Source organism: Streptomyces sp. NPDC047886 (genome assembly GCF_043204435.1).
Taxonomy (GTDB): domain Bacteria; phylum Actinomycetota; class Actinomycetes; order Streptomycetales; family Streptomycetaceae; genus Streptomyces.
Window position 1 is genome coordinate 434,842 of sequence record NZ_JBIDCF010000001.1, and the last position, 18,067, is coordinate 452,908.

An 18,067-nucleotide genomic window follows, 5' to 3' on the forward strand; every position below is an offset into this window, starting at 1 on the left:
TGATCGCATTTCATGGGAGAGGTCCGGTTGACCACCGAACGAGCACCCTCACGCACCACGGGGAACACGGGGACGGGCGGCACGGGGGACATCGCCGCCGGCACCGTACTGTCGCGGCGCTGCGCCGCGTTCGCCGTCTGGTACCTGCGCGCCGTCACGTTCGTCAATCTGCTGAGCGCCGTCTGGGTCTCCTTCGGACAGGACCTGCGGCGGCACAACACGGACGAGTACTTCACCCCGTACATGCTCACCGCCGGATTCGCCTCCGGCGTCTTCACGTTCTTCCTGGCCGTCACGATGCGCCGCCGCAAGCGGGCCGCGTGGATCCTCAACACCGTGCTCAGCGTGCTGCTCCTGCTGCTGTTCTCGCTGGCCATGGCCTTCCCCGAGGTCCGGGGGCACGCCCAGAACTGGGTGTCGCTCGGGCTGACCGCCGCGTTCGTGGGGGCGCTGCTGGGCGGCCGCGGGGAGTTCTACGCGAAGGGTGACCGCTCCAACCCGGTGCTGGCCACGGGCGTGGCCGTGGGCGGACTGCTGGTCACGTCGCTGATCGCCGCCGTGCTGGTCACCGTCACCGACACGGCGACCGGGACGTCCACCTTCGTGGACCGCTGGCGCTACGGCGCGATGCGGCTGGTCACGCTCGTCCCCGACCCGGAGCGGCTGAACGTCTCCGCCCCCGGCTGGGTCGACGTCGTCATCAACGTCCTGGCGGTGCTGCTGCTCGCCGCCGTGCTGTACGCGGCGTTCCGCGCGCGCCGGGCGGTCGATCCGCTCACCGCCGACGACGAGGCGCGGCTGCGGGCGCTGCTGGAGCAGCACGGCGAGCGGGACTCGCTGGGCTACTTCGCGCTGCGCCGCGAGAAGAGCGTCATCTGGTCGCCGAGCGGCAAGGCCGCCGTCACCTACCGCGTCGTCGGCGGGGTCTCCCTCGCCTCCGGCGACCCGATCGGCGACCCGGAGGCGTGGCCCGGGGCGATCGAACCATGGCTGGCCGAGGCCCGCGAGCACGGCTGGGTGCCGGCCGTGATGGGCGCGAGCGAGGAGGCCGGCACGATCTACGGCCGGCACGGCCTGGACGCCCTGGAGTTCGGCGACGAGGCGATCGTGGAGACCCCCGACTTCACCCTGGACGGCCGGGCGATGCGTACCGTACGGCAGGCGTACAACCGGGTCAGGCGCGCCGGGTACCAGGTGCGGATCCGCCGCCACGAGGACATTCCCGAGGACGAGATGGCCGCGCTGCTGCTCCGCGCCGACGCGTGGCGCGACGGGGCGACCGAGCGGGGCTTCTCGATGGCGCTCGGGCGGCTCGGCGACCCGGCCGACGGCCGCTGCGTGATGCTGGAGTGCGCCGACGCGCAGGGCGAGCCGAGGGCGCTGCTGTCGTTCGTGCCGTGGGGCCCCAAGGGGCTCTCCCTCGATCTGATGCGGCGGGACCGGGACACCGAGAACGGGCTGATCGAGTTCATGGTCATCGAACTGCTGCAGCGCGCGGGAGAGATCGGGATCACTCAGGTCTCGCTGAACTTCGCGATGTTCAGGTCAGTCTTCGAACGTGGCTCGAAGCTCGGGGCGGGGCCCGTCCTGCGGCTGTGGCGCTCGCTGCTCAGCTTCTTCTCCCGCTGGTGGCAGATCGAGTCGCTGTACCGGGCCAACGCCAAGTACCGACCGATCTGGGAGCCGCGTTTCATGCTCTTCGAGAAGAGCGCCGACCTGCCGCGCATCAGCATCGCCGCAGGCCGCGCCGAGGGGTTCCTGGAGGTCCCGGGGCTGCCCCGCCGGCTGCGGTCCCGTCGTCTGGAGGCCACGCGTTGAGGCAGGGGATCACGGCCTTCGCGCACCGCGAATGGGGGCCGCTGTTCGGGACCGTCCGTGCGGCGCTGGCCGAACGGGGCTGGCGGGCGGTCGCGATGACGCTCGGCGCGGTGTGCCTGACCGCGCTGTTCCAGGTCGTCCAGAACCAGGCGTGGGGCTATCAGCCGGTGCAGGACATCGGGTCGGTGCGGGCCTCGGACCCGCTGTGGCTCGCGCTGCTGCGCACGCCGCTGTCGCTGTTCGTACCGGCGCTCGATCTGCCGGTGTGGGGCGCGCTGGCGCAGATCCTGGTGGTGTTCGGGATCGCGGAGATCTGCCTGGGGCGGGCGCGGACGCTGTTCGTCGCGTACGCGGCCACGCTGGCCGGGACGATGTACGCGCGGGCCGGCATCGCGCTCGGCCCCGAGCACCCGCTCGGGCTGCCCCTGTCGGACCTGCGGGTCGTGGACACCGGCCCGTCGGCGGCGGTCGTGGGCCTCGCGGTGTACGTGTGCTGGCGGTACGGGGCCTGGCTGACGGGCTCGCTGGTGATCGTGGCGATGGTGGTCGAGGTGATCGTCAAGCCGAACCTGGCGGGCAAGGAGCATCTGGCGGCGATCGCCGGGGTGCTGGCGGTCCTGGCGGTGCGGACGGTACTGGCACGGATGATCCCGGCATGGGCGGGAGCCGGACGGGCGGGATCCGTACGGGCGGGATCCGTACGGGCCGGGGCGGGGGCGTCTCAGCGCGGCGAGCGCTCGTCGTCGGACGGGGCCGGCGGTACGCGGTCGGGGGCGCCGCCGATCAGGTCCTGAAAGGCCCGGCTGAGCCTGGCCCAGCGGCGGTCGTGGTGGAAGGCGCGCAGCCCCGCCCTGGCGCGGGCGCGGGGCCTGCGCCCATAGAGCCGGCGGGCCCACAGGGAGCCGGGGCGGGCCAGCCGGAGCGCGCCGAACAGGGCGACGAACGGCACGAGCGTGCCGATGATCGCCATCCGGAACTTGCCCTTGAGCAGGGCGACCAGCACGAACAGGAAGTTCAGCCCCAGCGAGAGGGCGAGCGTGGCCCGGTCCTGGCGCTCGGCGGGCGTCAACGAGTCCACGCCGAACGGCGAGTTGCCGCCGAGTACCAGCAGGACGAGCGCCGTGGTGAGGACGACGACCTCGACGCTCTTGCGGCCCTGTTCCGTCCAGTACACGTCGTCCAGGTGCAGGATGAGGGCGAACTCGTCCAGGACGAGGCCCGCGCCCATGCCGAACAGCGCGGCGCAGACGATGGCGGCGGCCCCGTGCCGGCCGACGCCGATCGCGCCGAAACCGCCGACCAGGGTCAGGATCACCCCGGGCACCACATGGTGGATGTGCAGGCCGCCGGGGCTGATGTTCCGGAACGGCCCCTTGCCCGCCCGGATGAGGCGGGTGACCGTCCGCGTCACCAGGAAGGTCAGGACGAACGAGGCGAGCGCGACGAGCAGCGGGAGCTTCCCCGGCTCGACGATGTTCCGGTAGAACCAGTGACCCATGCCACCCCCATCCGGGATCGGGCGTTATGCGCAATTTACCGTCCGGTACGGGCCACGGGCAGCGACTACTGTGCGCGCGGTGACCACTTCCGCGCCCCACCGCCCCCTCGACGGCGTACGTTTCGCCTTCGGCACCCTCACCGTGCTGCCCGCGCGCGTCACCCGCTGGGACCGCGAGGCCGCCCGCGCGGGCATGCTCTGCGCCCCTGTGGCGGGCCTGGCGGTGGGCGTCTGCGCGGCGGCGGCCGGCGGGCTGCTCCTGCTGCTGGGCGCGGGCCCGCTGCTCGCCGCCGTGGCGTCGGCGGCCGTACCGGCGGCCCTGACGCGGGGCCTGCACCTGGACGGGCTCGCCGACACGGCGGACGGCCTGGGCAGCGGCAGACCCGCCGACGACGCCCTGCGGATCATGAAGCAGTCGGACATCGGCCCGTTCGGCGTCATCACACTGCTGTTCACCCTGTTCGCCCAGGTGGCCGCGTTGCACGAGCTGTACGCGCAGAGCTGGGCGCACGGCACGGTCGCGGCGGCCGTCGCCGGCACGGTGGCCCGTCTCGCGCTGACCCTCGCCGCGCGCGGCGGTGTCCCGGCGGCCCGGCCCGAGGGGCTCGGCGCGGTCGTCGCGGGCACCGTACCCGGGCGGCCGGCCCTCGCGGTGACGGTGCTCGTGGTCGCGGCCTGCGCGGCGGCGGGCGCCCTGTCCGGCGGGTACGGAGCGGTGCGGCACGCCCTGGCGGCGCTGCTGGCGCTGGGCGCGGCGGAGCTGCTGCTGCGCCGCTGTGTGCGCCGCCTGGGCGGGGTGACGGGTGATGTGTTCGGCGCGGTGGAGGAGACGGCGGCGACGGCGGCGCTGGTCCTGCTGACGCTGGGTCCTTGAGTCCCCTGAGCCCTCGGGTCCCCTGAGCCCCCGGGTCCCCGGCTTCTAGCAGGGCTTGCGCCAGACCCCCAGCTCGTACTTCTTGAGTATCGAGCTCATCCCCATGCGCCGGGCCTGCGGACAGAACTCCGCTGTGCCCAGCTCGTACTCCACGTGGAACACCGCCTTGCCCGCGTCCAGGAACGGGGTGAGGGCCTCGCACTCGTCGTACTCGGCGCACTGCTCGTTGACCGCGAAGTCGAAGTCCCCGACGAGCTGCGGGATCTGGTCCAGGTCGTTCTTGAGACCGACGGACAGGCCCCGGTCGTGGGCCAGGCGTGCGATGAGCCGGTTGTAGCGGAGCTGGTCGGCGGCCGTGAGCGGAAAGCCCGTGTCGTTGGCGTACCCGTCCATGTTGTCGGGTTCCACGGCGTCGAAGCCCTTGTCCCGGCACATGTCGATGCGTGCCGCCATCAGCGGTTCGAGGACATCCGTACGGCGGATGTCCAGCCACCGTTCGCCCTCCCAGCCGTTGCCCTTGCCGAGGACCGCCGCCGGGAACTTCGCGGCGTCGGGGCGGAAGTCCTCCCAGGCGCCGGTGGACAGGTAGCAGATCACCTTGCGGCCGCGCCGGTGCAGATCGGCGACGGCGGCGGCCGGGTGGTCGAAGCCGTCGATGTCGTACACGGGGACGTCCACGGTCGGGTCGAGCCTGCCGCTGAGCTGCCATTGCCAGGGCCCGCCGGGCTCCGGGCGCCAGATTCCCGCGCCGGACGACGGGGAACGGGACGACGAGGGGCCGGGGCCGGGCGCCGGGTCGTCACCGGCCGTGGTGCAGCCCGCCAGCAGCAGCGCCAGGACGGCGCCGACCAGGAGCAGTGGGGACGGGCGTCGCATCAGGGGCGCTCCAGGGCGTGCGGGGCGGGCCGCAGGGGGTACGGCAGGGTTCCCCAGGGGTGGTGCCCGGTGCCGGGGACGGCGCACCGGACGGGTGCGGTGACCCGCGCGTCGGGCGGTGCCGCGTAGACCAGGTGGCAGTGTTGGGCGGCGGGCGGAAGGTCCAGGGTGCGGTAGGTGTCCCAGGGGCCCTCGAACGTGACGAGCAGGTCGGCGATTTCGCCGTACCCGGGGTGGGGGGCAGTCCCGTGGTTCAGGACGAGCGTGGCGGCGCCCGCCGCGCGTGCCGCGACCGCGAGCCGCTGGTGGTGCGGCAGCAGTTCGGGCCCGGTGGCGACCTGGTCGAGGAACGCGCCGTCGGCCCCGTACCAGTCGCGGTGGCGCAGCAGGTCGCGGACGACGTCGGCGTGCGGGCGCCGCCCGTAGGCGGTGTCCGCGTAGCCGAGGACGCGTACGCCCGCCGCGCGGAGCCGGGCGGCGACCGCGGCGAACGCCGGGTCGGGCGTGTCTCCCGCGCCGCTCGCCGGGTTCAGGACGACCCCGTACAGCAGGGGCGCGGCGGCGACGATCGCGTCCCACTCGGCGGGCCGGACGGCGGGGTGCTCGTAGTACGGCACCAGCAGGTTCACGTTCTCGGTTCCCTGTTCGTTCATCGGTTGCTCGGTGTTCGCCGCTCGGCGCTCGGCCGCCCGGTCGCTGTGTCGTTCGGTGTCACTCGGTCGCTGTGTCGTTCGGTGTCACTCGGTCGCTCGGTCGCGTTCGTCGTCAGGCTCGGTGGGTGCTGACGCGGCCCAGGACCACGCCGCTCAGGGCGAGCAGCGCGAGCGCCGCCGCGCACGCGACGGTCGTGCCGACGAGCCGCGCGTCGCCCGTGCCGGCCGCCAGGGCCACCGTGTGCGCGGCGGCGGCCGCCCCGCACACCAGGGCCGCGCCGGTCACCGCCCCGAAGGACTGGAGCAGCAGGGCGGACCACAGCACCGTACCGATGAGGAGCAGCGTCACGAGGCGCACCCCGCCGAGGTCGGGCGCGCCCGGCCACAGCAGTGTCCCGGCGGCGGCGATGGCCACCAGGGCCGCGAGGTAGCCGGTGAGGCAGCGGGCGAACGCGGCGGCGGCGACACGGCGGAACGCGCCGACGCCCGTGGTGGCCCGCAGCCCGGCTCGGCTGCGCACCCGGAAGCGGTGCAGCAGCCATTCGGCGGGGCCCATGGACAGGGTGAGCGCGACGGCCGACGGCGCGGCGACCGCCGCCTCGGGGCCGTGGGCGACGACGTCCCCTATGACCGTGTACAGCACGAGCAGGCCGGTGCCGAGGCCGAACAGCCCGTACGGTGCCGACGCGGCGAGCGGCGGCCCGCCGCGGCCGGGTGGCGGCGGGGCCGTCCCGGTGAGGAGGGTGCGCGCGGCGAGTACGGCAGCGGCGAGCGGCGCGGCCAGCAGCAGGGCGGCGCGCACCGGCCCCGGCAGACCGAACGCGAGCGCGACCGGCGCGCCCGCCACCAGCGGGAGCAGCGCGCCGAGCAGGGCCTTCGCCCGGTCGAGCACCAGCAGCACGGTGGCGGCGGCCAGGTACACGGACTGGCCGGCGGCGAACGCGACCGCGCCCCACTGGCCGGGTGACGCCGCGACGGCCGCGACGACCGCGCCGAGCAGGGCGCCCGCCGGGGCGCCGGTCAGCAGGGCGCGGGCGGCGGCGGGGCGGTCGCCGAGGCCCAGCCAGGTGTAGGCGCGGTGGGACAGCGCCTGGTTCCACATCCAGCCGGTGACGGCGCCCGCGAGGAGCGGCACCGTGCCGGCCGGCAGCCCGAGCGTGCCTGCGGGGCCCGCGAACAGGGGCGCGCCGAGGACGTAGCCGAGGCCGGGAAGCGCGAAGACGAGCCCGCGCAGGAGGCAGCGGGCGAGCCCGGTCGACCAGGTTTCGGCGAGCCGCGACGCGACGGCGGGCCGGGGGCCGCCGGAGCGCGGGCCGCCGGAGCGCGGGCCGCCGGAGCGCGGGCCGCCGGAGCGCGGGCCGCCGGAGCGGGGAGCGCCGTGCCCGGAGTCCCCGATGCCGGAGTCCCCGGAGCGCGGGCCGCCAGAGCGGGGAGCACCGTGCCCGGAGTCCCCGATGCCGGAGTCCCCGATGCGGGAGTCCCCGATGCCGGAGTCCCCGGAGCGCGGGCCGCCAGAGCCGGGAGCACCGTGCCCGGAGTCCCCGATGCGGGAGTTCCTGGTGCGAAAGGTCCCGGTGCGGAATTTCGCGGTGCGGGAGTTCCCGGTGCCGGGGTTCCGCGTGCGGGAGTTCCCGGTGCCGGGGTTCGCGGCACCGGCGTCGACCGGCTCGGGCGCGCCGGTTCCTGGGGCGTGGCCGGGGTGGCCGGGGTGGCGGCGTTCCACGCGCGCGTAGAGCTCCTCGGCGAGCGCGAAGGAGTCCTGGCGGCCGTAGGTGAGCCGTATGTGCTCGTCGTTCATGCCGTCGGACTCGAGGAGCGCGGCTATCTCGTCGGGGTGGACGGCGACCGCTATCAGGTCCTCGAGCCGTTCGGCGAGCGCGTCGACCGGGTCGGCGGCGGCCCAGGCGGGGGCGGGCCGGGGGCGCGGGAGGCACGGCAGGGTGTCGCCGCCGACGGCGCCGTCGGGGCCGGGCCTCAGCCACAGGGAGCCGCTCATCAGACGGTGCCCTCCGTGGCGAGCTCGCGGTACCAGGGGTCGGTGATCCGCAGTTGCAGGGTCCAGTCGTCGGCGTCGGCGGCGCTGAGCCCGGGTTCGGGTTCGGGTTCGGGCAGCCCGGCGAGTTCGAGGTAGATGCGGCGGAACCCGTCGACGGAGCGGCGCAGCGTGAACTGGTCGATGACGCGCTGCCGGGCGCGCCGGCCCAGTTCGGCGCGGTGCGCGTCGTCGCGGAGGAGGCGGAGCGCGGCCTCGGCCATCACGGCGGGCTCGCGGGGCGGTACGACGAGCCCGGTGTCGCCGACCGCCTCCCGTACGCCTCCGACGTCGGTGGAGACGGTGGTGCGGCCGCAGGACATGGCCTCGATGATCGAGAAGGGGAAGCCCTCGCTGATGGAGGAGAGCATGACGACGCTGCCGGCCGCGTACGCGCGGGCGACGTCGCTGATCCGGCCCTCGTAGCTGATGCCGTCGGTGACGCCGAGTTCGGCGGCGAGCTTCTCCAGGCGGGTGCGGTAGTCCTCGTTGCCCGCCGGGACCGGGCCGAACAGCCGCAGCCGCAGCTCGGGGAGTTCGGCGCGGGCGATGGCGTACGCCCGGATGAGGGTCTCCAGGTCCTTGATGGGGTCGATCCGGCCGCACCAGCTGAGCGTGGGCACGTCCGGGTCGGGTCCCGCGAGCGGGAAGGCGTGCGGGTCGACGCCGTTGTAGACGGTGCGGATCCGGTCGGCGGGTGCGCCGCCGCGCTCCTCCCAGCGCCGGTTGTACTGGTTGCAGGGCGTGATGAGGTCGGCCTTGCGGTAGCCCAGGGAGTTCAGCTCGCGGTAGAAGCCGAGCATCAGGGCCTTCACCGGCCAGGTCTGGGTCTCGGTGCGGTAGCCGAGGTAGCGCTCGCGGAGGTAGATGCCGTGCTCGGTGAGGAGGAACGGTACGCCGTCGAAGTGCTGGGCGGTGAGCGCGGGGAGGGTGGCGAGGCCGCTGGAGACGGCGTGTGCGACGCAGTCGTCGGGTATGCGGGCGGCGAGCGGGCGCAGGGCGTGTTCGAGGAGGTCGGTGGCGGTCAGGGCGTCGTGGACGGTGGGCCGGGCGGCGGCGGTCGGCAGATGGGGCATGGTCCAGATCCACATCAGCGACCGCAGAACCGATTCGCTGCGCAGGGCCGCCGACAGGCGTCCGGCGCGGGCGAGTTCGGCGAGGGCGTACAGGCCGTCACCGAAGTCGCAGCCGGGTGCGTCGGGGTCGAGGATCGACAGCAGGAAGCGTTCGTACGTGTCGGTGAAGCGGCGCCGCTCCCGGCCGAACAGCGGGAGCCGGGAGCGGCCCGGTGCCGGTCCCCACAGGGGGAAGGCGGTGTGCCGGTAGAGGTTGGGCGGCAGGTCCCAGGTGACGGGCTCCCGGCCGCTGCCGGTGAGCGCGAGGACCTGGAAGTCGACCTCCGGCATGCCCCGGACGAGCTGGTCGCACCAGGTGCTCACGCCGCCGTGGACGTGCGGGTAGGTGCCTTCGGTGAGCAGCGTGACATGGCGGCCGGTGCTGGGCATGGTGTTCCCCCCGGGTGAACGGTCAGGCCGGTACGGACCGGCCCGGCCGGTGCCGGCCGGGAGCGGTCGACCGGGCCGTACGGGTCGGTCGGGCCGTACGGCCTGTCAGGTGGCCGGCAGCGTCAGCGTGACCGCGGTCTGCAGGCCGTCCGGCGCCGTCCACGCCGAACGCGCGCCCGCGTACGGGGTGCCGAACACGGTCGAGCCGAGCAGCTGCCGCTTGCGGGTGCCGTCGGGCGCGGTGACGGGGGCGGTCACTCCCGACGGGGCCTTGATCGTGACGGTGTTCCCGACACGGTACGCGGTGACCCTGCCGTCGGCGATGGCGCGGTCCCAGGCGGCGCGGCGCCTCAGCTCCAGACCGACGTCGCGGTGGCGGGGGTTGACCAGGGGGGTGTTGTCGGCGAACAGGCCGCGGTAGTCGGCGAGCACCCGGTCCAGGACGGGGTAGAGGATGCGGTCCTCGGCCAGGTTGGACTGGTGGACGTAGTGCGGGCGCGGGTCGCCGGAGACGATGTGCCCGAGGGCGATCCGGGCCTCCTGCGGGACGATGTGCGTGGCGTAACCGGTGGCGGTGTCCAGCGGCTCGTCGAGGCAGGTGGAGGCCGGGTCGGTCTCGCACACGCCGCTGCCGCCGTCGGCCCTGCTGGTGTAGATCCAGTTGTACTCGTCGGCCATCTCGGCCGCCGTACCGACGTTGTAGTACACGTTCATCGGGTGGCGGGGCACGGTGAGGGCGCGGCCGACGGCGCGCTGCGCGGGCTCGCGCGAGTTGTCGCTGGCGACCCAGGTGACGCCGTTGTCGGCGAGGGCGCCGGCGAGGTTCGGGTTGTCCTGCGGCTGCTGCGGGAGCGTCCTGAGACCGGAGTGCTCGCCGGTGACGAGTTCGGCGCGGTCGACGGAGATGCCCTTGTTCACGGCCCAGCGGTGGTTGTCGCGGATCTGCGCGGAGATCTCGGCGCGGCTCATCCACCGGGTGTTGCCGTAGGCGTCCTTCGCGCACTGCCAGGGGACGGTGGAGGTGTCCTGGACACAGCCGAGGAACGGGTGCGTGTAGGTGTGGTTCACCCAGCGGTACTGGGCGCGGTCGGCGACGAGCCGGGCGGTGAGCGGGTCGCTGCCGCCGTGCTCGGCCTTCCACTCCTCGCCGGCGCCCGCGTTGTAGACCATGTCGAGGGTGAAGCCGGCGGTGCGCTGCCACTGGGCGGCGTACTGGGCGTCCGCGGCGGTCATCCGGATGGGCTCGGTGCCCTCGCCGTCGCCGCCGACGCAGTCGAAGTCGCCCGGGGTGCAGTTGCGTTCGGTGTCCCAGCGGGAGTCGGGCGCGAAGACGTCGTCCACGTGGACGGAGAAGTGGTTGCGGCTCTGCCCCAGGTGGACGCCCTGGGTGAGCCATTCCACGATGCCCCTGGCCAGTACGCGGAACTGCCGCTGGTACTGGTTGTAGGCGAAGGTGACGACCAGTTCGCGCCGTCCGTCGTGGGCGTACTCGCCGATGAGGCTGGCGCGGCCGCCGCCGTCGACGGGGAGGTCGAGATAGCTGGTGTACCCCTCGCGGGGGCGGCCCGCGTAGCCGTAGCTCTCGGCCACCGCGGGGGCGTTGTCCTCGAAGGTCAGGGGCCCGTCGAGGTAGCGGAACGGTCCTGCGGTGCCGGCGGCCGTGACACTGGTGGCGACGCCGTCGAGGACGCCGGAGAACCCGCCGTCGCTCGTGTAGTCGAGGCCGACGCCGGGGTGTGCCCAGGTGTAGGCGTCGACCTGCGGGATGCCGAACGTCTTCTCGTACGTGCCGAGCGCGGCCCGTTCGGTGTCGGCGAGCCCGTACGGCGCCTCGTCGGGGAGGACCACGCCCTGGTACTTGGCGCGGGGGCGCCCGTCGACCGTGTCGGAGAGGAACGCGGCGTCGATGACCGGCCGGCCCGGGTCCGTGAGCGCGACCTCGCGGTACGGCACTCCGGAACTCCTCAGTTCGGATGTGATGGCCTCGACCGCCCCGCCGCCGTCGTCGACGACGAGCACCTTGAGGTCGATACGGGGCACGGTCTCGGCCGCGGACACCCCGCCGGCCGGAAGCGCCGTGGCCAGCAGGGCCGCGGCGGCGAACGTGCCGGCGGCTCTGCCGGTCCTGAATCCCTGGATGTGCATCGGGCTTTCCCCCCTGATGGGCCCCCGAGCGGCGCGCCCGCATCGGGAGGTTCTGTGGAGATGATGCAAAGGGGTACGAGGCTCCCTTGCGTGATTGCAGGGAGTGTGACGCAGCTCTCATGATTTGATCCGCAAAACATGAAAGAGACGCCACGGACGAGTGAACCTCCGCCACCGTGAGCGAAGACGAGGAGCGCGCGTAGGCTCGTCCCTGGCGCTCAACGGGCCGGACGGGCCGAATTACGATGCGGCGGGCACGGTCGGCCCATCCCTCGACCGCCTCAGAACTCAATGGAAGCGAGAAATCACCACCGTGACTGCTCTCACTCTCAGCACTGCCGGTGCCGCGACGCTGCGCGCCGACGCCCTCGTCATCGGCGTCGCCAAGGCCGCGGACGGCGGCAAGGGGCTCGTCGTCGCGCCCGGCGCCGAGGCCGTGGACAAGGCGTTCGGCGGAAAGCTCGCCACGGTCCTGGAGACCCTCGGCGCCTCCGGCGGCGAGGGCGAGGTGACCAAGGTGCCGTCCCCTGACGGGCTGAAGGCGCCGGTCGTGCTGGCGGTCGGCCTGGGCAAGGCTCCGGAGAAGGACGAGACGTACGGCTCCGAGACGCTGCGCCGCGCCGCCGGCTCCGCCGCCCGTGCCCTGACCGGTACGAAGAAGGCCGCGTTCGCGCTGCCCGTCGAGGCCGTCGAGGACGCCGAGGCGATCGCGGAGGGCGCGCTGCTCGGCGCGTACGCCTTCACCGCGTACCAGGAGCGCGGCAAGGACGCGAAGGGCCCGCTCGCGGAGGTGGCGCTGCTCGGCGCGAAGCCCCGCGACAAGGCGTACAAGGCCGCCGCCGAGCGTGCGGTCGCCCTCACCGAGGAGATCAACCGCGCCCGCGACCTGATCAACACCCCGCCGAACGACCTCACCCCGGAGGCGTTCGCCGCCGTCGCCGCCGCGGCCGGCAAGGAGAACGGCGTCAAGGTGCAGGTCCTCGACGAGAAGGCGCTCGTCAAGGGCGGCTTCGGCGGCATCCTCGGCGTCGGCGCCGGCTCCGAGAACCCGCCGCGGCTGGTGAGGCTCGCCTACACGCACCCGAAGGCCGAGAAGACCCTCGCCCTCATCGGCAAGGGCATCACCTACGACTCGGGCGGCATCTCCCTGAAGCCGGCCGGCCACAACGAGACGATGAAGTGCGACATGAGCGGCGCCGCCGCCGTCTTCGCCGCGGTCATCGCCGTCGCCCGGCTCGGCCTCGCCGTCAACGTCACCGGCTGGCTGGCGCTCGCCGAGAACATGCCGTCGGGCTCCGCCACCCGCCCCGGCGACGTGCTGCGCATGTACTCCGGCAAGACCGTCGAGGTGCTGAACACCGACGCCGAGGGCCGTCTCGTCCTCGCCGACGCGCTCACCCGCGCGTCGGAGGAGAACCCGGACGCCATCGTCGACGTGGCGACGCTGACCGGCGCGATGGTGCTGGCCCTCGGCAACCGCACGTTCGGGATCATGGCCAACGACGACGCGTTCCGCACGGCGATCCACGAGATCGCCGAGGAGGTCGGCGAGCAGTCCTGGCCGATGCCGCTGCCGGCCGAGCTGCGCAAGGGCATGGACTCCCCCACCGCCGACATCGCCAACATGGGCGAGCGCATGGGCGGCGGCCTGGTCGCCGGTCTGTTCCTGAAGGAGTTCGTCGGCGAGGGCATCACCTGGGCCCACCTCGACATCGCGGGCCCGGCCTTCAACGAGTCCGGCCCCTTCGGCTACACCCCGAAGGGCGGCACCGGCTCGTCGGTGCGGACGCTGGTGAAGCTGGCGGAGCGCACCGCCGACGGCGACCTCGGCTGACCCGGGCGGATCCGGTCGCCGTGGCCCCGGGTGGCGGACACCCGGGGCCACGGGTTTCGCCGACGACGAAATCCGTACGTTCGTCCATGGCGCCGACCCGCGCCGACGGATGATCGGCCGTCTCACGAACCAGCCCCGCGTCTCGTACTCCGGCAACAAGTGCGAAGATGGGTTCCCGGCAGGACAGGGCCCCCACCACAGGGCCGAAGAGACAGCGGCCGAACACCAGCCGACCGACCGGTCATCCCCCCGAAGGGGACATGGGTTCCGGCGACCGGCGCACATGCATGGAGGACGTGACGTGGCGAACGACGCCAGCACCGTTTTCGACCTAGTGATCCTCGGCGGTGGCAGTGGCGGTTACGCCGCGGCCCTGCGGGGTGCGCAGCTGGGCCTGGACGTCGCACTCATCGAGAAGAACAAGCTCGGCGGCACCTGCCTGCACAACGGCTGCATTCCCACCAAGGCTCTGCTCCACGCCGGTGAGGTCGCCGACCAGGCCCGCGAGGCGGACCAGTTCGGTGTCAGGGCCTCCTTCGAGGGCATCGACATCAAGGCCGTCCACAAGTACAAGGACGATGTGATCTCCGGCCTGTACAAAGGCCTGCAGGGTCTCGTCGCCTCCCGCAAGGTGACCTACATCGAAGGTGAGGGCCGGCTGTCGTCGCCCACCTCGGTCGATGTCGGCGGCCGACGGGTCGAGGGTCGGCACGTCCTCCTCGCCACCGGTTCCGTACCGAAGTCGCTGCCGGGCCTGGAGATCGACGGCAACCGCATCCTCTCCTCGGACCACGCGCTGACCCTGGACCGGGTCCCGGAGTCCGCGATCATCCTGGGCGGCGGCGTCATCGGCGTCGAGTTCGCCTCCGCCTGGAAGTCCTTCGGCACCGACGTCACCGTCATCGAGGGCATGAAGCACCTCGTCCCGGTCGAGGACGAGAACAGCTCGAAGCTTCTTGAGCGCGCCTTCCGCAAGCGCGGCATCAAGTTCAACCTTGGTACGTTCTTCCAGAGCGCCGAGTACACCGACACCGGCGTCAAGGTCACCCTGGCCGACGGCAAGACCTTCGAGGCCGAGGTGCTGCTCGTCGCCATCGGCCGCGGCCCGGTCTCCGCCGGGCTGGGGTACGAGGAGCAGGGCGTCGCCATGGACCGCGGCTACGTCCTCGTCGACGAGTACATGCGGACGAACGTGCCGACGATCTCGGCCGTGGGCGACCTCGTCCCGACCCTCCAGCTCGCGCACGTCGGCTTCGCCGAGGGCATCCTGGTGGCGGAGCGTCTGGCCGGTCTCACGCCGGTCCCGATCGACTACGACGGCGTGCCCCGTGTGACGTACTGCCACCCGGAGGTCGCCTCCGTGGGCATCACCGAGGCCAAGGCCAAGGAGGTCTACGGCGCGGACAAGGTCGTCGCTCTGAAGTACAACCTCGCGGGCAACGGCAAGAGCAAGATCCTGAAGACCGCGGGCGAGATCAAGCTCGTCCAGGTCAAGGACGGTGCCGTGGTCGGCGTCCACATGGTCGGTGACCGCATGGGCGAGCAGGTCGGCGAAGCGCAGCTCATCTACAACTGGGAGGCGCTGCCCGCCGAGGTGGCCCAGCTCATCCACGCGCACCCGACGCAGAACGAGGCGCTCGGCGAGGCCCACCTGGCCCTGGCCGGCAAGCCCCTCCACTCCCACGACTGATCCGGTCGACCGGGCGCGACCACTTACCGCAATTCGTTAGGAGCAACTGAAACCATGTCGGTTTCCGTAACCCTGCCGGCGCTCGGCGAGAGCGTCACCGAGGGAACTGTCACCCGTTGGCTGAAGGCCGAGGGTGAGCGCGTGGAGGCGGACGAGCCGCTGCTCGAGGTGTCCACGGACAAGGTCGACACCGAGATCCCCGCCCCCGCATCCGGCGTCCTGGCCTCCATCAAGGTCGCCGAGGACGAGACCGTCGAGGTCGGCGCCGAGCTGGCCGTCATCGACGACGGTACGGGGGCCCCCGCGGCCGCCCCGGCCGCCGCCGAGGCCCCCGCCGCAGCTCCGGCCCCGGCGCCCGCCCCGGCCGCCGAGGCCCCGGTGGCCGAGGCCCCGGCCGCCCCGGCGCCCGCCGCCGAGGCTCCCGCCGCCCCCGCCCCGGCCGCCGGTGCCGCCGAGGGCACCGAGGTCGTCCTGCCCGCCCTGGGCGAGTCGGTGACCGAGGGCACCGTGACCCGCTGGCTGAAGCAGGTCGGCGAGTCCGTCGAGGCCGACGAGCCGCTGCTCGAGGTCTCCACGGACAAGGTCGACACCGAGATCCCCGCCCCCACCTCCGGTGTGCTGCTGGAGATCGTGGTCGGCGAGGACGAGACCGCCGAGGTCGGCGCCAAGCTGGCCGTCATCGGCGCCGCGGGTGCGGCTCCGGCCGCCGCCCCGGCTCCGGCCGCCCCGGCCCCGGCCCCGGCCGCCCCTGCTCCGGCCCCTGCGGCTCCGGCGCCCGCCCCGGCCGCCCCCGCGGCTCCGGCGCCCGCCCCGGCTCCGGCCGCTCCGGCACCCGCCCCGGCTCCGGCCGCTCCGGCACCCGCCCCGGCCCCGGTCGCCGCAGCCCCGGCTCCGGCTCCGGCCGCTCCGGCTCCGGCTCCGGTCGCCCCGGCGGCTCCCGCCGCCGTCCGTCCCACGGACGAGGGCGCGTACGTGACCCCGCTGGTCCGCAAGCTCGCCGCCGAGAACGGTGTCGACCTCGCGACCGTGAAGGGCACCGGCGTCGGTGGCCGTATCCGCAAGCAGGACGTCCTGGCCGCCGCCGAGGCCGCCAAGGCCGCCGTTGCCGCCCCGGCCCCCGCCGCCGCCGCTCCGGCCGCCGCCAAGGCCCCGGCGCTCGAGGTGTCCCCGCTGCGCGGTCAGACCGTCAAGATGACCCGCATGCGCAAGGTCATCGGCGACAACATGATGAAGGCGCTGCACGGCCAGGCCCAGCTGTCCTCGGTCGTCGAGGTCGACATCACCAAGCTGATGAAGCTGCGCGGCCGCGCGAAGGACTCCTTCGCCGCCCGCGAGGGCGTCAAGCTCTCCCCGATGCCGTTCTTCGTCAAGGCCGCCGCCCAGGCGCTGAAGGCCCACCCGGTCATCAACGCCCGGATCAACGAGGACGAGGGCACCATCACGTACTTCGACTCGGAGAACATCGGCATCGCCGTGGACTCCGAGAAGGGTCTGATGACGCCGGTCATCAAGGGCGCGGGCGACCTGAACATCGCCGGTATCGCCAAGGCCACCGCCGAGCTGGCGGGCAAGGTCCGCGGCAACAAGATCACCCCGGATGAGCTCGCGGGCGCCACGTTCACGATCAGCAACACCGGCTCGCGCGGTGCGCTGTTCGACACGATCATCGTTCCGCCGAACCAGGTCGCCATCCTGGGCATCGGCGCCACGGTGAAGCGCCCGGCCGTCATCGAGACGGCCGAGGGTACGGTCATCGGCATCCGTGACATGACGTACCTGACGCTGTCCTACGACCACCGCCTGGTGGACGGCGCCGACGCGGCCCGCTACCTGACGGCCGTCAAGGCGATCCTGGAGGCCGGCGAGTTCGAGGTCGACCTCGGCCTGTGACACCCCCGGCTCCCGGAGCCCCAACACGGCGCCCCCGCCCGGCAGTTGCCGGGACGGGGGCGCCGTCGTCCCGTATACCGAACCCGGGCGGAATAATGGCGGCAACCGCCGCAGCAGCGAAGGAGCCCCCATGACCACCCCGCCCGTCGTCCACTCGCTGCGCGAACAGATCCGCGAGCACATCGTGGAGGGCATCGTCAGCGGGCGGTGGAAGCCGGGCGAGCGGATCGTGGAGCGGCGCATCGCGACCGAGCTCCAGGTCAGCCAGACACCCGTACGGGAGGCGCTCAGGGAGCTGGAGAGCCTCCGCCTGATCGAGTCGGCGCCGAACAAGGGCGTGCGGGTGCGGAACCTCTCGGCGGCGGACCTGGAGGAGAGCTACCCGGTACGGGCGGGCCTGGAGCAGATCGCGGCCGAGCTCGCGGCGGAGCGCCTGGCGGCCGACTGCTCGGCGCTGGAGCCGCACGTGGCGGCGCTGTACGAGGCGGACGCGCACGGGGACGGTACGGCGCAGGTGCGGCACACGGTCGCCTTCCACCGGGAGCTGGTGCGCGCCGCGCACAACGCGGTGCTGCTGCACACCTGGGAGGGGCTCGGCATCGAGGTGTTCACGGCCCTGTCGATCCGCTGGCTCGGGACGGTGCAGAAGGAGTACGCGCAGGAGCACCAGGACCTGATGGAGGCGTTCCGCCGCCGGGACCCTGAGATCGGCGCGCTGGTCAAGGCCCACGTCCTGGGCTGCGCCCCCCGCGCGTAACCCTCCCCCGCGTTCCGCCCCCGGGCGTGACCCCCTTCCCGAAGGCCCGCCACCCCGAGGCCCCCGGAGGGGCCCGTCCCGCGCGCAACCCCTCCTCCCCCGGTCCGTCCCCGCCCGTAGCCTCTACCGGGGCACGCCCCGCGCGTAGGCCCTCCCACCGACCCGTCCCGCGCGTAGCACGTCCTCGGCGGTCCGCCCCCGCGCGTGGCCCGTCCCCGAGAGCCCGCCGCCACCCGGCCGACGACTCCGGGGCTCACTCCGACGACCACCCCCGCGTGCCCCCTCCCCGCTAGCCCTCCCCGAGGGCGGGCCCCCGCGCGTGGCCCCTCCCGCGCGGGGGACGGCGCCTTCGGGTCCGCCTCGGCGTGTGCTCATTCTGGGGTGGGGGCGCTCATGCGTGGGGCGTCACCTGCGAAAACACGGCACCCGGTGCCCGTTTTCATGGCACCCGATGCCGACTTTGGCGCTGCGCATAAGATTTTGCCGCTCACCCTT

The 18,067-nt window shown here is 73.4% G+C and carries 13 protein-coding genes; 7 read left to right on the forward strand and 6 right to left on the reverse strand.

What is annotated here, in order from left to right:
• Positions 1-12 precede the first annotated feature (12 nt).
• On the forward strand, positions 13-1,818 hold the full coding sequence (locus tag ACGF5U_RS01955; protein ID WP_392713803.1) for a phosphatidylglycerol lysyltransferase domain-containing protein: 1,806 nt from the start codon (positions 13-15) through the stop codon (positions 1,816-1,818).
• Positions 1,815-2,612 carry a hypothetical protein gene (locus tag ACGF5U_RS01960; RefSeq protein WP_392713801.1) on the forward strand — a complete coding sequence of 266 codons (798 nt, stop codon included), beginning with the start codon at positions 1,815-1,817 and terminating at the stop codon, positions 2,610-2,612. Before ACGF5U_RS01955 ends, ACGF5U_RS01960 begins: the two co-directional genes overlap by 4 nt.
• Here the strand turns inward: ACGF5U_RS01960 and ACGF5U_RS01965 are convergent.
• Positions 2,540-3,316, reverse strand: coding sequence for a hypothetical protein (locus ACGF5U_RS01965; protein WP_392713799.1), 777 nt, complete (start codon positions 3,314-3,316; stop codon positions 2,540-2,542). The genes ACGF5U_RS01960 and ACGF5U_RS01965 overlap by 73 nt on opposite strands.
• A gap of 70 nt (positions 3,317-3,386) precedes the next feature.
• On the opposite strand from ACGF5U_RS01965, the gene ACGF5U_RS01970 reads away from it, so the two are divergent.
• Positions 3,387-4,190: an adenosylcobinamide-GDP ribazoletransferase gene (locus ACGF5U_RS01970; RefSeq protein WP_392713798.1), complete on the forward strand. Its 804-nt coding sequence runs from the start codon at positions 3,387-3,389 to the stop codon at positions 4,188-4,190.
• A gap of 45 nt (positions 4,191-4,235) precedes the next feature.
• Here ACGF5U_RS01970 and ACGF5U_RS01975 read toward each other — a convergent pair whose 3' ends face one another.
• The 5 genes from ACGF5U_RS01975 to ACGF5U_RS01995 all read right to left on the reverse strand — a co-directional run bounded on the left by ACGF5U_RS01975 (position 4,236) and on the right by ACGF5U_RS01995 (position 11,401).
• On the reverse strand, positions 4,236-5,066 hold the full coding sequence (locus ACGF5U_RS01975; protein WP_392713796.1) for an endo alpha-1,4 polygalactosaminidase: 831 nt from the start codon (positions 5,064-5,066) through the stop codon (positions 4,236-4,238).
• Complete coding sequence (locus tag ACGF5U_RS01980) at positions 5,066-5,719, reverse strand: spherulation-specific family 4 protein (RefSeq protein WP_392713795.1); 654 nt, start codon at positions 5,717-5,719, stop codon at positions 5,066-5,068. Before ACGF5U_RS01980 ends, ACGF5U_RS01975 begins: the two co-directional genes overlap by 1 nt.
• Before the next feature lie 112 nt (positions 5,720-5,831).
• Positions 5,832-7,715, reverse strand: a complete 1,884-nt coding sequence (locus tag ACGF5U_RS01985; protein ID WP_392713793.1) for a hypothetical protein — start codon at positions 7,713-7,715, stop codon at positions 5,832-5,834.
• Entirely contained in the window at positions 7,715-9,256 is a 1,542-nt protein-coding gene (gene pelF, locus ACGF5U_RS01990; RefSeq protein WP_392713791.1) for a GT4 family glycosyltransferase PelF, read from the reverse strand. The genes ACGF5U_RS01985 and pelF overlap by 1 nt, the downstream gene beginning before the upstream one ends.
• A 105-nt stretch (positions 9,257-9,361) precedes the next feature.
• Positions 9,362-11,401 carry a hypothetical protein gene (locus ACGF5U_RS01995; protein ID WP_392713790.1) on the reverse strand — a complete coding sequence of 680 codons (2,040 nt, stop codon included), beginning with the start codon at positions 11,399-11,401 and terminating at the stop codon, positions 9,362-9,364.
• A 313-nt stretch (positions 11,402-11,714) separates the two neighbouring features.
• Between ACGF5U_RS01995 and ACGF5U_RS02000 the strand changes: the two genes are divergently transcribed.
• From ACGF5U_RS02000 to ACGF5U_RS02015, 4 genes are all read left to right on the forward strand, one after another.
• Entirely contained in the window at positions 11,715-13,235 is a 1,521-nt protein-coding gene (locus tag ACGF5U_RS02000) for a leucyl aminopeptidase (protein ID WP_392713788.1), read from the forward strand.
• A gap of 301 nt (positions 13,236-13,536) precedes the next feature.
• Complete coding sequence (lpdA, locus tag ACGF5U_RS02005; RefSeq protein ID WP_392713786.1) at positions 13,537-14,925, forward strand: dihydrolipoyl dehydrogenase; 1,389 nt, start codon at positions 13,537-13,539, stop codon at positions 14,923-14,925.
• A 54-nt stretch (positions 14,926-14,979) separates the two neighbouring features.
• Positions 14,980-16,815, forward strand: a complete 1,836-nt coding sequence (gene sucB / locus ACGF5U_RS02010) for a 2-oxoglutarate dehydrogenase, E2 component, dihydrolipoamide succinyltransferase (protein ID WP_392713784.1) — start codon at positions 14,980-14,982, stop codon at positions 16,813-16,815.
• Between the two features lie 130 nt (positions 16,816-16,945).
• Positions 16,946-17,572: a GntR family transcriptional regulator gene (locus tag ACGF5U_RS02015; protein ID WP_392713782.1), complete on the forward strand. Its 627-nt coding sequence runs from the start codon at positions 16,946-16,948 to the stop codon at positions 17,570-17,572.
• The last annotated feature ends 495 nt before the right edge of the window (positions 17,573-18,067 follow it).

Excerpts from the sequence above, each read along its gene's own strand:
- ACGF5U_RS01965 (WP_392713799.1), bottom strand. The coding sequence starts at position 3,316 with ATGGGTCACTGGTTCTACCGGAACATCGTCGAGCCGGGGAAGCTCCCG.
- ACGF5U_RS01995 (WP_392713790.1), bottom strand. The coding sequence starts at position 11,401 with ATGCACATCCAGGGATTCAGGACCGGCAGAGCCGCCGGCACGTTCGCC.
- ACGF5U_RS02015 (WP_392713782.1), top strand. The coding sequence starts at position 16,946 with ATGACCACCCCGCCCGTCGTCCACTCGCTGCGCGAACAGATCCGCGAG.
- ACGF5U_RS01980 (WP_392713795.1), bottom strand. The coding sequence starts at position 5,719 with ATGAACGAACAGGGAACCGAGAACGTGAACCTGCTGGTGCCGTACTAC.
- sucB (WP_392713784.1), top strand. The coding sequence starts at position 14,980 with ATGTCGGTTTCCGTAACCCTGCCGGCGCTCGGCGAGAGCGTCACCGAG.
- ACGF5U_RS01985 (WP_392713793.1), bottom strand. The coding sequence starts at position 7,715 with ATGAGCGGCTCCCTGTGGCTGAGGCCCGGCCCCGACGGCGCCGTCGGC.
- pelF (WP_392713791.1), bottom strand. The coding sequence starts at position 9,256 with ATGCCCAGCACCGGCCGCCATGTCACGCTGCTCACCGAAGGCACCTAC.
- ACGF5U_RS01975 (WP_392713796.1), bottom strand. The coding sequence starts at position 5,066 with ATGCGACGCCCGTCCCCACTGCTCCTGGTCGGCGCCGTCCTGGCGCTG.
- ACGF5U_RS01955 (WP_392713803.1), top strand. The coding sequence starts at position 13 with ATGGGAGAGGTCCGGTTGACCACCGAACGAGCACCCTCACGCACCACG.